This is a genomic window from Cyanobacterium sp. HL-69 (assembly GCA_002813895.1).
Taxonomy (GTDB): Bacteria; Cyanobacteriota; Cyanobacteriia; order Cyanobacteriales; family Cyanobacteriaceae; genus Cyanobacterium.
Genome location: CP024912.1, coordinates 2,363,392 through 2,377,084, shown reverse-complemented (window position 1 = coordinate 2,377,084; position 13,693 = coordinate 2,363,392). Strand labels below are relative to the sequence as shown.

Annotated in this window: 8 protein-coding genes; 1 reads left to right on the top strand and 7 read right to left on the bottom strand. The window is 37.6% G+C overall.

All coding sequences use genetic code 11. The annotated features are described in order from the left end of the window. Positions 1-114: 114 nt before the first annotated feature. Positions 115-1,728: a cation:proton antiporter gene (locus AA637_RS10880; RefSeq protein WP_446682771.1), complete on the top strand. Its 1,614-nt coding sequence runs from the start codon at positions 115-117 to the stop codon at positions 1,726-1,728. Positions 1,729-1,767: 39 nt separating this feature from the next. Here the strand turns inward: AA637_RS10880 and AA637_RS10875 are convergent, their stop codons facing one another. The 7 genes from AA637_RS10875 to AA637_RS10845 all read right to left on the bottom strand — a co-directional run bounded on the left by AA637_RS10875 (position 1,768) and on the right by AA637_RS10845 (position 13,482). Continuing rightward, on the bottom strand, positions 1,768-3,894 hold the full coding sequence (locus AA637_RS10875) for an EAL domain-containing protein (RefSeq protein WP_446682770.1): 2,127 nt from the start codon (positions 3,892-3,894) through the stop codon (positions 1,768-1,770). Between the two features lie 35 nt (positions 3,895-3,929). Further along, positions 3,930-6,554, bottom strand: coding sequence for an EAL domain-containing protein (locus tag AA637_RS10870; protein WP_446682769.1), 2,625 nt, complete (start codon positions 6,552-6,554; stop codon positions 3,930-3,932). A gap of 140 nt (positions 6,555-6,694) precedes the next feature. Next, complete coding sequence (locus tag AA637_RS10865; protein ID WP_446682768.1) at positions 6,695-9,157, bottom strand: EAL domain-containing protein; 2,463 nt, start codon at positions 9,155-9,157, stop codon at positions 6,695-6,697. A 243-nt stretch (positions 9,158-9,400) separates the two neighbouring features. Beyond that, positions 9,401-10,045 (bottom strand): glycerol-3-phosphate 1-O-acyltransferase PlsY, encoded by a 645-nt coding sequence (gene plsY / locus AA637_RS10860; RefSeq protein WP_446684576.1) that lies wholly within the window; start codon positions 10,043-10,045, stop codon positions 9,401-9,403. A gap of 73 nt (positions 10,046-10,118) precedes the next feature. Further along, entirely contained in the window at positions 10,119-10,874 is a 756-nt protein-coding gene (locus AA637_RS10855; protein ID WP_446682767.1) for a metallophosphoesterase family protein, read from the bottom strand. A gap of 56 nt (positions 10,875-10,930) precedes the next feature. Next, entirely contained in the window at positions 10,931-12,013 is a 1,083-nt protein-coding gene (locus tag AA637_RS10850; RefSeq protein ID WP_446682766.1) for a RuBisCO accumulation factor 1, read from the bottom strand. 86 nt (positions 12,014-12,099) lie between these two features. After that, positions 12,100-13,482, bottom strand: coding sequence for an NAD(P)/FAD-dependent oxidoreductase (locus AA637_RS10845; RefSeq protein ID WP_446682765.1), 1,383 nt, complete (start codon positions 13,480-13,482; stop codon positions 12,100-12,102). Positions 13,483-13,693: the final 211 nt, after the last annotated feature.

Below are 13,693 nucleotides of genomic sequence, written 5' to 3'. Positions count from 1 at the left end.
ACATTGGACAAAGGACAATTAGACATCAGTTAAGAAAAGAGAAACAAGCATAATAAACTTTTTGTAAATTTAGCCCTTATCTTTTCATCTTGCCACCACCCCATCCTCATTACAATGTTCAAATCCCTTATAATTGCCGAAACTATTACCGAATTTGACATTGAATCCTTACCCGTTCAGAATGCCGACATCACAGGATTAGTAGATGCCCTGATTATCTTACTGCTCATTGCCACTGTTGTTGCCTTAGTGAGCAGAAAATTAAAAATCCCCTATGTGGTAGGATTAGTTTTAGCTGGTTTAATCGTCACTCAGGGGACATTACCTGACTTTGTTAGTCTAAATCCTGACGTTATTCTCAATCTATTTTTACCCATTCTCATTTTTGAGGCCGCCATCAATACTGATATTAGTCGTCTCAAAAGCACTATCAAACCCATTGCCGTCTTGGCGGTGCCGGGGGTGTTAATTGCTGCTACCATCACCGCTATTTTTTATCAAATAGCCATGGGTTTACCTTGGATTACGGTAGCCGCCATGGCGGTTATTCTTACCATTACCGATACTGTGTCGGTAATTGTCGCTTTCCGCACGGTGTCAGTGCCTTCTCGACTGGCTACCATCGTAGAGGGAGAAAGTTTGTTTAATGATGGGGTTGCCCTTGTATTACTAAATATTATCGCTGGAATACATTTACAGGGTTCTTTTTCTTTTGCAGATGGTATTACTCAAGTTTTAATTGCCTTCCTCGGTGGGGGTTTATTGGGTTGGGGTTTGGGTTATTTATGTGTGGGTTTATTTCAACAGTTGGATGATGCCCTTAGTGGTATATTATTGACGGTAGCAGTTTCTTTAGTTACTTTTCAAATTGGTCAACTGTTAGAGGTATCAAGTGCGATCGCAGTGGTGATTGCAGGATTGGTTATCGGCAATTCAGGATTCAAGAAAATATCGGCCACCACCAAAGTAACTCTGCTCAACTTTTGGGAATATGCTGGATTTGGGGTAAATACTTTTATTTTCCTTTTGGTGGGTATTGTAATCGAACCCCGAACCCTCATCTCTACCTTACCCCTAGCCATTTTGGCTATCATCGGTTATCAAATGGGCAGGGTATTATCTATCTATCCTCTCCTATCTTTATTAAAAAGATTAGATCGTCCTATTCCCCTAAAATGGCAACACGTTTTAATTTTAGGCAACGTCAAAGGCTCGTTATCCATGGCTCTTGCCATCAGTTTACCTTTTACTTTACCAGAAAGAACCCAAGTAATTGCCATTGTTTTTAGTACTGTATTAATCTCCCTAGTGGGGCAAGGTTTGAGCTTACCTTGGTTAGTAAATAAGTTAGAACTTTCTAAACCTTCTCCCCTCAAAAAAACCATCGAAAATCTACAGTTAACCCTCATTGCTTCTAAAGCCGCCCAAAAGGAGTTAAACAATTTATTAGAATCTGGCAGTCTTTCTCGCTCTCTTTATGAAGAAATTTTCGCTAGTTATCAAGCTAAGATTGCCCAAGGGGAGAGGGAGTTAAGGGATATTTACAACCAGCGGGGCAAAAGCATTACGGAGGATAAATATATCAATAGTTTGAAACGAAGGCTTTATTTAGCTGAGCAAGGTGCCATAACTGATGCTCTCAGAAAAGGCATTTTGGAGGAAAATTCGGCTCAGGTATATCTTGCTACTATTAATGAACAATTATTATCTTTGAAGGACGAAAACTAAGTTTTTTTTAATAAGAATATTTATAGAATATTTGAAAACTTATTTTGTCATGGCATGGATAAAGTTTTGTAAGAATTTTTCAAATTCAGGGGCTGAAATAGGCATACTAAGCCATCTTCCTTGAATAATATCGCAGTTAAATTCTCTTAAAATATTGAGTTGTACTTCTGTTTCTACTCCCTCGGCTACTACTTGCATTTTATAGCCTTTTCCGAGGGTAATTACTGCATCAATTAAGGCTCTATCTTGTTGATTAACTGTCAAATCTCGAATGAAAGATTGGTCAATTTTAATGGTATGAAAAGGAAATTTTTTCAGATAACTTAAAGATGAATAACCAGTACCAAAGTCATCTAGGGAAAATTTTACACCCAGCTCGGACAATTCGTTAATAATTAAAGCGGTTTTGCCCCTATCTTGCATTAAAATACTTTCGGTTACTTCTAATTCTAAATATTTTGCTTCGAGGTTGACATCTTCCAAGACATCTTTGACGACTTCGACAAAGTTTTCTTGCCGAAATTGCTTCACGGAAATATTTACGGCGATGGTGTCTAGTCCATAACCTAATTCAATCCATTTTTTAGCCTGAAGACAAGCGGTTTTTAATACCCATTCCCCGATGGGAATAATTAGCCCTGTTTCTTCTGCTAGGGGAATAAATTTGCCAGGGGAGATAATGCCAAGGGTGGGATGTTTCCATCTTACAAGGGCTTCTGCACTATCAATTTTGTTGGTGGCGAGGTTTAATTTTGGTTGATAGTTTAAGTATAGTTGGTTATGGGCGATCGCATCATAAAGACTGGTTTCCAACTCAAACATGAGCATTTGCTCTTCACTCAGGCGAGTAGTGTAAAATTGGGAATTATTTTTACCCATTTGTTTTGCCCGAGAAAGGGCAATATCGGCATTTTTGATCAGTTGCTCTTGATTATCTCCATCTTGAGGATAAAGAGCAATCCCAATACTACAGGTAACATAAATGGTGTAGTTCTCAATCAAAAAGGGATTTTTGAGACTATCCATAATCACCTTAATGGTATCGTTAATCAAACCAGTGTGATTTTTTTCTTGACTTCCTAGGGGTAACCCCAAAATAAACTCATCTCCTCCCCATCGAGAAAAAATACAGTCTGTTGAAAGACAAGAGAGAATCCGAAAAGAAAAACTTTCTAATAATTTATCCCCCGTGGAATGATTGAGAGTATCATTTATATTTTTAAATCTATCTATATCAATAAATAAAATTGCAAAATCATCTCCCTTTTCCTTCATTTCCCTGAGACGATTATTTAGTTGCCAATGGAAATAATCTCGATTGCCAATGCCCGTCAAAGAATCATGGAAGGCTTGATATTGTAACTTCGCTTCTGATATTTTGCGCTCGGTAATATCAAAAATATAACTTCTAATAACGTTGTATTTTGAGAGATAATGAATATATTGTTCAAAGTGGCGATCGTTAGAACTAACTTCCCTTTGTTCTAATTGACTATGGGTTTTATCTTGAGGAATATTAATATTCATCATTAAAGGATGCTTCCCATTATCCTCATCATCATCTGATAAGTCAGGAAAACATAACTTAGCAGAAGGATTCATATAAGTAATCTTACCCTGAAAGTCTATTTCTATAATGGGATGGGGAGATAACTCAGGAAAAGAAGCTAACCTTTTAATCTCCTCACTTTGTAAATTACCCGATAAATTTTGTTCCGACAGAATCAGAGTATTTTGTAACTCCTCCCTCGCCGAATTAGTGCGATTTTTTTCAATGCGCCAATTATCATTTTTTTCTACATTGCGATTAACTTGCGCCTCAGACTCCAAATAATATATCCCTTTAATATCCTCTCCACCAAATAAAATTTGATCTCCATCTTGAAGACGACGACGAATAATTTTTTTGCCATTGACTAAGATACCATTTTGACTTCTATGGCCTTTAAAATCGCCATCAATGAGGGTGTAAGCATATTCATTATCCCCCAAGTGATCTCTGATAATGGTACCGTGATGTCGAGATACTGGGGCCGAGTTTAGTTTTATATCACTACTTGAATGTCTCCCAATAGAATAGACCTCGGATTCAAGGGTAAAGAATCTCTGATTATTGAGTTCTTCTACCACCAGAATGTGATTTAATTTGGTCTTATGATTACTCATTTAGTGGGGAATATGATAGATAAATGATGAATAATTTATGATAAAGTGAGACTCTGGGTTGGATTGGCAAGAAAATTGGTTGTATCACCCATTTTTAATGGTTCTGTCAACAAATTACCCTGTATCTCCTCACATCCTAATTCTAATAAAAGAGCTAGTTGTTCTTTGGATTCTATTCCTTCAGCCACTACAGCTATATTAAAGTTTTTTCCTACCCCAATTATAGCTGATACAATGGCCAAGTCTTGAGAATTATTCTCTAGGTTTTGGACAATATCTTTATCAATTTTGATGGTATCAATTTGAAATTTCTTTAGATAGCCTAAAGCAGACATTCCTTTACCAAAATCATCTAAGCATATTTTTACTCCCATTTGCTTTAATTCTGAGATCGTTTTTTCTGCCAAATCTAGCTCTTGGGCAATGGTTTCTTCGGTGATTTCTAGTTCTAAAAAATGTGGAGGTAAGTCTGTTTGTTCTAAGATATTGGCAATGACATTTGTAAAGTTAGGTTGTTGGAATTGATAACCAGAAATGTTAATGCTAATGGGTTGTTTAATCACATTATTTTGTAACCAGATTTTATGTTGAAAACAGGCGGTTTCCAATACCCATTCTCCTATGTCCATAATTAATCCTGTCTCTTCGGCTAAGGGTAAAAATTGCCCGGGGTACATACACCCCAATTCGGGGTGATTCCACCGCAAAAAGGCTTCTACCCCTGTTATTTGTTTATTTTCTACTCTGATGCGGGGCTGGTAGTGGAGGGATAATTCCTTTTTTTCGAGGGCAGAGTTTAAAAGTTTTTCTAGCTTTAAAAGTCTTTCTATTTCTGCTTGAATGTTGGATTGGATAAATTTATAGTTATTACTGCCCAATTCTTGGCTTTTTTTTAAGGCTTTTTGGGCATTTGCCAAAATTGTTTCTGTCGTATTATTTTCCTCATCATAAACCGCTATGCCCATACTGGTTTTGATATGGATTTTTTGATGTTCTAAGAAAAAAGGTGGTTTTAAGGTTTCTAAAATTCGGTGACATACTTTGCCAATGTCTCGAATACTTCTGACTTGAGGTAATAAACACACAAATTGGTTTCCTTGCCACCTAGCAACGGTATCACCGCCGCGCAAAGAGGATCTTAATCTTTTGGAAAAGCCTTCTAATAAGGTTAATTGAATTTTATTATTTATTTTTTCTTTTAAGTTTTTCGGTAATTCTAGCTCTACGAAAATTACACATAACAGTTGTTCTAAACGATAACTATTGGCGATCGCAGTGTTTAACTGTTCCAAAAATAACTGACTATTAGGTAAATTTGTTTCCAAATCAAACAAACCCTGTTCCTGAATTATCGTCTCAGTCCCTAAACTTTGACTAACAGGATGTACCGTAAAAGAAACAATTTTCTGATCCCCATAACTAATAGTAGAATGACTAGACTCCAACTCCAATAAAAAACCATTTTTACGACGATAACTTAAAGTTTCAGAGCCAGAATTAGGATTATTTAACCAAAAATCTATTTTCTGTTCCACTTCTCCAGGACTCAAAAATAATACATCATTCAAACTCAAACAATGCAAATCATCCAAACCATAACCCAAGAGATTAGCCAACGCACTGTTAGCTTCCAAAACTTTTTTACTTCCAGCATCCACCAGAAAAATTCCCTCTTGAATCTGATTTAAAACAGCTTTATATCTTTGCTCACTCTCATTAACCTGAGTTGCAGTAATTCTTCTCCCCGTAAAATCAAAAATATAACATCTAACTAACTTCTGTTCCGATAGGTAATGAATATATTGTTCAAAAACCTGATTCTTAATGGTTATTTCCCGAACAAATAAATTAGAACTAGCACTATTCTTCTTGATACCCTGAACTAAACCCTCTAAAACAGGATGACTCGAATTAGTTTCATTTAACCTCAGAGTAGGGAACTTAGTTGTCGCTGAAGGATTTAAATAAGTTACCCTTCCAGACCAATCAATCTCTATAATAGGATTAGGACTCCATTCTGGAAAGGAAGCTAAGCGACTTAACTCATCAGACTGAACCTCAGAGGCATCCGCAGAACTAGCATTACTGCTATTCTCCTCAAAAGACTCTACGGTGGGTTCCGATATAAACAAGGTATCAGAGCTACTAATGATTGTCGGAGTATTCTCCCGATCATAATCTATGGAATTATGAATTTTATTTTCATCTGACCTTTTAGTATTGGCAACCCCCCCACCTTGATGAGAATCAAAATCTTCCTCTCTCAAACTTTCTAATTGGTTGACATCAGAAAGAATATGATATTCTCCTTCCACTTCCATGCCCAATGTAATAACATCACCATGTTTTAATTCTTGAACCAAACATCTTTTATCATTAATAAATATCCCATTGGTACTACGATTACCCATCAAATCACCATCTAACAGCCAATAGGAAAAAGTTTTGTGTTGAGCATCTTCCCTACGAAGTATAGTCCCATGAATACGAGATACTTTTTTTGATTTGATAGGAATATTATTACGGGGATCTCTGCCTAAAGTATATCTTTGATCTTCTAAAAGAATGGTATGACGAGAAGTTTTATCCTTCAGCACCAAAACATGGAGTAAATTTCGCAATTGACTATTAAAGACTGTGGCCGTGTAATCGCTATTCATAGTTAATAAAAAGTATTTTTATTTAATCATAAAAGACTATTATTTTATAGTTATCAAAATTATAAAGCTACTCTCATAACTGAAGAATAACCTTAACGGCTAGTATTTTATTAATGAAGTGTAAACACATCTTCAAATACTCAAGAAGGAATATAAAAACTCCCCTTTTCCAAGAATGCAGTAGCATCCTGAGTGGGTAAAGGACTACTAAATAAATTACCTTGAATTTGCAAACAGTTTAGACTTTTTAACAATTCTAGTTGTGCAGGTTTTTCTACCCCCACAGCAATAACTTTCAAATTGTAACCTTCACTAAAGGAAACGATCGCCCTTATAAATGAATTAAAAGCCTGATTAGATTCTAACTTACTAATGACCGTTGGGCTAATTTTTACAGTATTAAAAGGAAATTGTTGCAAATGACCTAAAGACGAACCCCCCACCCCAAAATTATCAAGACATAAACGTACTTTTAACTCTAACAATTGCTGTAAACTTTGAGCCGCAAAACTAGGATTTTGTAATAAAGAATTTTCAGTAATTTCTAACTCCAACTGTTGAGGGGGTAAACCTGTTTCCTGAAGAATAGTAGCCACTAAATCCACAAAACTATCTTGATTAAACTGACGACTAGAAATATTAACTGTCACAGGAAATGTAGAGAAACCCTGACTTGTCCATTGTTTCATCTGAGCCACTGCCGTCTGTAAAATCCACACCCCCAAAGGCAACATAAAATCAGTTTCCTCCGCCAATCTCAAAAAATGTTTAGGGGTAATTTTGCCCAACTCAGGATGATTCCAACGAAGTAACGTCTCCATGCCCGTTAAACTATTAGTGGGAAGACTTAATTGAGGTTGATAACACAGATAAAACTGTTTTTCTTGGATAGCGCTACCAATCAAATTTTCCAACCTAAGTAAACTAGCTGTTTTGGGGCTAATCTTAAATCCACTCCAACTAACAACTCCAGACTCATCATGACTAGATTGTTCTAAAGATACCAAAGCACTTTGGATTAAATGCTCAGTATTATCCCCATCGAGGGGATACACCACCATACCAATATTTAAATCTAAGTCAGTATTGCCCTTTTGCTGTTGAATATACTGCTCAAAAACCGTAGCCATCCTTTTCGCAATTTTAGCAGGATCTCTAGGTCCCCTAATACGGGAAAATAAAGCAATAAATCTATTATCATCCCATCTGGCGGCCAAATCAAAGCTACGTAAACAGGACTCAAAAGTTTGAGCAAAATTTTGTAAAAATTTATTAGTTTCCTCTTCTCCTCTGATTTTTTTAAATCCATCTAATCCTTTTATTTCTAATACAATTAGACCAAGAAAATGTTGGTAACGTTTAGCTGATAAAAGGGCAAAATCTAGTTGTTTTTCTAATAAAGTTTTATTAGCTAAATTGGTCAAACTATCATAAAAATGATAATAACTAGACTTGTTAGCAGTATGGGTAGCTTCAGGAACATTTTTCACCACAATAGAAAAAATGTCTTTATTTTGATAACTAATAACACTAATATTAGATTCTAAATTAAGTAAAGTTCCATCTTTACAGCGATGGATATACTGAGCAAGGGTATCTTGTTTTCTTTCGGCGATTCTGGCCAAATCTTGGTTAAATAACTGTAAGTCACTAGCAATGAGATTATAAAGAGTCATCTCTTTCATTTCTTCCGTGCCATAGCCTATCATCTTGGCATAGGCTCCATTTACTTCAATAATTTTTTTATTGTGGGCATAGGCAAGAATGATACCCTCAGAAGTTTGGCGTAATATAGCCCTATAACGAGCCTCACTTTCTTTTAGTTGGGCTTCGGCTTGTTTTCTTTTAGTAAAGTCGAAAATATAACTTCTAATGAGTTTTTTTTCGGAAAGGTAGTGAACATATTGCTCAAATACTTCTGCCCCTATTTTTACTTCCCGTAGGAAAAGATTTCCCTGACGATTATTTGATTCTATTAATAAATCTGCAAGGATAGGATGACTTAGTTTTTCTTCATAAAGATTTTCAAATTTGATACTGGCAGCGGGGTTAAGATAAGTAATATTACCCTCCCAGTCCACCTCGATAATAGGATGGGGAGACAATTCAGGGAAGGATGCAAGACGTATTAATTCTTCTTGGTCTTGAGGATTTTCTGCTTCTTCCTGCTTGGAAATCATTGTTTGGGTAGTGGGGCTGGTGAGGGTGCTTCTGGAGTTTAGATTTCCTAAGTCGTCGGGATTAAAAAGGTCAATACCTGACTCTGTGGCGATGATGTAATAGTTAGCTTTGGCTTCGTTGGCAAAACGAATTGAATCCCCATGTTTTAATTCATGAGAAAGGGTGGCGTGTCCATTTACTAAAATCCCGTTGGTGCTTCTTTTGCCCTGCAAGTCTCCGTCCACTATGCGATAGGTGCTTCCTTGGGCGTCTTCTTTTTTTTCTAAAGTTGCATGGGTGCGAGACACTTGATAGTCATAGATGACGATGGGGTTATTGGAGTCTCTTCCGAGGGTGTAGTTGTTGTCTTCTAAGGATATAATTCTTCTTCCTTTGCGATCTTCTATGACTAATATATGACGGAATTCTTGAGTTTCACTCATGGACTTGCACCTATACAGCTTTTCTATATGATAAACGAATTTTTGCACATAAAATTAAGGGGGAAATATGTATTTATATTAAAAATATTAAAAGGTTATTTCTATGGATACAAAATATTTTAATGGTGCAATAAAAAATAGTCTGCTAAATGCGCATACTTTTTCATTACACCCTATGTAAACTACCTCTGCCTAAAAGTGAGAGGCTTTTAGTAGCCCTAAAGTGAAATTACGATATAAAATTTACGAAGATACTGCTTGACCGATACGGGGTTCTTTTCCTGACATCAACCGTTGAATGTTGCTACGGTGGCGGATGATGACATATGCTCCTGCGAGGAAGGCGAAGGTTAGGTAGGGTAAGGAGGGGTTGAATATTGCCATAAATACGCTTACGGCGATCGCACCGCTGAGGGAGCTAAGGGAAACGATACGAGAAAGATATAATACTATGAGGAAGGTTGCCAATGTTCCTAAACCGACAAAGGGATTCATTACGAGCAATACCCCAAGACTTATGGCTGCGGATTTCCCCCCTGAAAAGTTGAGCCAGATAGATTTACTATGACCCAATACTGCCAATAGGGCACCTATCATTACTAACCATTCTTTCCACCCTAGGGGTAGTACATCACTGCCTACATAATTGTAGGTTACTTTAATAAGGGCGATCGCCATCATTCCTTTCAACATATCCACCAATAAAACCCCCACAGCGGCTCCTTTACCCACAGTTCGTAACACATTGGTAGCACCCGTAGAACCTGAACCATGTTCTCGAATGTCAATTCCCTTGAGGATACGACCAGCGAGATAACCCGTAGGAATAGAACCGAGCAGATAAGCGGACAGGATCAAGGCAAAACCAATGAAAATTGAGAAACTCATCATTTATCCTCATAGACACTGGATCTATTATTAGGGATAAGATGTATATTGTTAAGGGGTTTTTAATGTAAATTTAGAAAAATATTTTTGGCTTCCTAAAAGCGAGGTTACGAGGGTCAATTTTGTGAACCACATCCTCGAGTTTTTTACTGGAAAAATGTCTGCCAAAACTATCTACTTGATAAATCATGGAGTCATTTAACTCCAGGGCGGTTAACTTACCGTATCCATGATGATAAGCTCCCGTATCAATGCCAATCCAGCCATTTCCTTGGACTATTTGCCCTGGTTTTACCCCTGGAAAAGTAAAGGTAATGGTATGACCAATCACAATGGTTTTATCCTTAAAATAAGGCTCAGGGGTGCTATGAAACTCACTTCTAATCCAGCAAAATTGGTCAGAATTTTGTTTTTGGTGAGGTAAATGGGGATCAACCCCTGCATGGACTAACCAGTAGTCTCCTAAATCGATATGAAGAGGTAGTTGACGCATCCATTCTAGGTGTTCGGGGGGAATTTTGTTTTTATAACTGGTAATGGTGGAGTAACCGCCGTTTTGGAGCCATGACTGAAAGGACATATGATTTAGACCTTTAGGAGTGAATGATTGGAGGAGCATAACTTCATGGTTGCCCAAAATACATTGGTGGTTATTTTCCATCACAAAATCAACGACTTTGGCACTGTCTGCCCCCCTGTCGATTAAGTCTCCTAAAAAATAAATTTCATCCTCTGGAGTAGGTGCGATCGCCTCTAACAAGCCCATAAGAGCTTGAAAATGACCATGAACATCACCTATCACAAACCGTCTATTTGTCTTTGCTGTCATTTACTTTTAATTTCTAAACAGCCCACTAACACTAATATTGTAACCTGAATCAATCATCAATCGTCCATTTGCCATGGCTCTGTTAAATTATTCTCATCTAATATTCTCCGAGGCTTAAGAATTACTAATAGTCTGCCTAAAATTTGCCCATGGCGTTGGGTGGGTAGCCAGGAAAACTTAATCTCCCCGCCATCATCCACTAAAAAATAATATTGTGAACTCCATTCCCTATTATCTGCATCAACCACAACTAAAATAGGTTCATTTTTTTCATCCTGTTGTTGAGGTAAATCATGGGTATGGGCTGTAATTACCACGGGTTTTTTTGCCTGTAATACCACTTGCCATGTGGGGATGGAAACCAATGACATGGCTTGAGACACTTCTACTATATCAAAAGGTTCTTGGGGTGAAAGGCTAGGAATATTTGCAAAGGGTGATGAAGCCAAGGGAAATGAGCCAACCACAGGCAGAATACAGGGAATTTGTTCTTCTTCCTCTAGGCGATATACAGGTAATAAAGGAATTTTGGTTACGGTGTCTGCGGTAGCAACATCGGTTAATAGTTGTTGAATTTTATTTCTTGCCCCTTCCGAATGGGCATATTTCAAGCCTTCGGCAATGAGACGGGTTTTATCGGCGAGAGTTTTCTTTTGTTTAGCACTTTTCCACAGTTGATAAGCCACGGTATCTCCTGGGTGATTGGTGAAGCCTTCGGGAGGTTGAGAGATACGGGCAAATAATTTCATATTTTTTGCCACTTCCTTTGCCCCATCCACGTCTAATTTTTTGTTTTCACAATAGAGGGCGGCTTGTTTTCTTTCTTGGTGGTTTAATACCCTTAATTCGTATAATACGTCGCTGCGAGGCCCTTGGTAATATTGGAGGGTGCTTTCTTCTACTTCGGTATTAACTAAACTGTCATATACTTGGGACGCGACAATGACGAGGTTTTGTTGACTGTTTTGTAATCCTGTTTTTTCAAAAATTTCTTGGGAGTCAACCCCTGCTTTTTGTAGTTGTTGGCATTTTTTACCCCAATCCACCCAACACCCTTCTTTGTGTAAGAGCGATCGCATTAATTCCTGTTTTTCGGACTTAGATAATGTTGGAGGATTATTAATAATATTTTCTACCATTTATTTTTACTATATTACATTTCAAAACTATTTTTTATAAAAAAACCCCTCTAACCATGAGGGGTAAACATCAAAAGAATTAAAAGTTATACTTTTACCGTCTCTTTTCCTGTTTTATCATTATTATCTTGTGAAGAAGGATAGTGAGGATTATTAAATGATTTAGTCATCAAATTTTTCTCCGTAATTTCCCCAGTAATTAACCTTGCGCCCCTACCACGGGTAAGATAATTCCAACCCCATTGAAGCATTACGGTTAACTTATTATCAAACTCGATGAGATAGTAGATATGGGCAAATACCCATACCAACCAGGCAAGTAAACCAGAGAGCTTCACAAATCCTAAATCCACCACCGCATGATTATCACCAATTACCGCCAAACTTCCTTTATCTACATATTTAAAAGGAACAACGGGTTTACCTTTGATTTCATCCTTAATGGATTTTGCCATATATTTACCCTGTGCCATAGCAACGGGGGCAATACCTGGAAGGGGTTTATCTCCTTGGTGGGCAAAGTGGGCTAAATCTCCCACTACATATATATCAGGACATTCCGCCAAACTTAGATTTGGTTCTACCATAATTCTACCAGCGCGATCGGTTTCGGCGTTAGTTCTTTCGGCGATGGTTTTAGCCACTCCCGATGCTTTTACCCCTGCGGCCCAAAGGATAGTACGAGCTTTTATTTCTTCTGTTTCTTCTCCATGGCGCATGGTGAGGGTGTTATTTTCGATGTTATTTACCATGCGTTTGGTTAACACAGTTACCCCTAATTCTTCTAAAGATTCCTGTGCTTTTTGGGATAAATCGGGGGAGTAGGGAGGTAAAACCCTATCCATGCCCTCAATCAAGAGAATTTTTGCCTTGGTAGTATCAATTTCTTGGAAGTCATTTTTAATAATTTTGTGGGCAATTTCTGCGATCGCCCCTGCCAACTCAACCCCCGTAGGGCCACCACCCACAATGGCAAAAGTTAACCATTCCTGTTTTTCTTCGGGAGAAGATACCTTTTCTGCCTCCTCAAAAGCGAGAAAAATTTTGCGACGAATATCAAGGGCATTTTCAATACTTTTCAAACCAGGGGCTTCTTCTTCCCATTGATCATTACCAAAATAATGATGACTTACCCCAGTACCGATAATCAACTTATCATAGTCCAATACTCCCTCTCTCATGATGACCTGTTTTTTCTCAGGGTCAACATCTACCACTTCATCCAAGACAACACGGGTATTAGGATTTCTACCCACCACTAAGCGCAAAGGAGAGCAAATTTCAGCCGGGGATAAACTACCCGTTGCCACCTGATATAACAAGGGCTGAAATAAATGGAAATTACGTTTATCCACAAGGGTAACTTTTACCGGAGCCTTGCCCAACTCTTTAGCGGCGTATAAACCAGCAAAGCCACCACCGACTATGACGATGTGGGGAATTTTGTTTGCTGAGGGGTTGTTATTCATGATGATTTTAGGGTTTTTAATCTTGTATCTAGTTTACAGGTTATCGGATATGTTGAATTTTGGCGGTGTTAAATCATACATTTTACACTGGGATGAGTATTTTTGCTTAAACATTTTCCTTTTTTTCTGCACTAACAATTAATTTCCCTTTGATGACGCAAACAAAAGGGCGTAAAAACTAATTACGCCCTCTGGATAAATCGATATGTTA

Coding starts and splice junctions, on each gene's coding strand:
- AA637_RS10880 (WP_446682771.1), top strand. CDS start 115: ATGTTCAAATCCCTTATAATTGCCGAAACTATTACCGAATTTGACATT.
- AA637_RS10875 (WP_446682770.1), bottom strand. CDS start 3,894: ATGAGTAATCATAAGACCAAATTAAATCACATTCTGGTGGTAGAAGAA.
- AA637_RS10870 (WP_446682769.1), bottom strand. CDS start 6,554: ATGAATAGCGATTACACGGCCACAGTCTTTAATAGTCAATTGCGAAAT.
- AA637_RS10865 (WP_446682768.1), bottom strand. CDS start 9,157: ATGAGTGAAACTCAAGAATTCCGTCATATATTAGTCATAGAAGATCGC.
- plsY (WP_446684576.1), bottom strand. CDS start 10,045: ATGAGTTTCTCAATTTTCATTGGTTTTGCCTTGATCCTGTCCGCTTAT.
- AA637_RS10855 (WP_446682767.1), bottom strand. CDS start 10,874: ATGACAGCAAAGACAAATAGACGGTTTGTGATAGGTGATGTTCATGGT.
- AA637_RS10850 (WP_446682766.1), bottom strand. CDS start 12,013: ATGGTAGAAAATATTATTAATAATCCTCCAACATTATCTAAGTCCGAA.
- AA637_RS10845 (WP_446682765.1), bottom strand. CDS start 13,482: ATGAATAACAACCCCTCAGCAAACAAAATTCCCCACATCGTCATAGTC.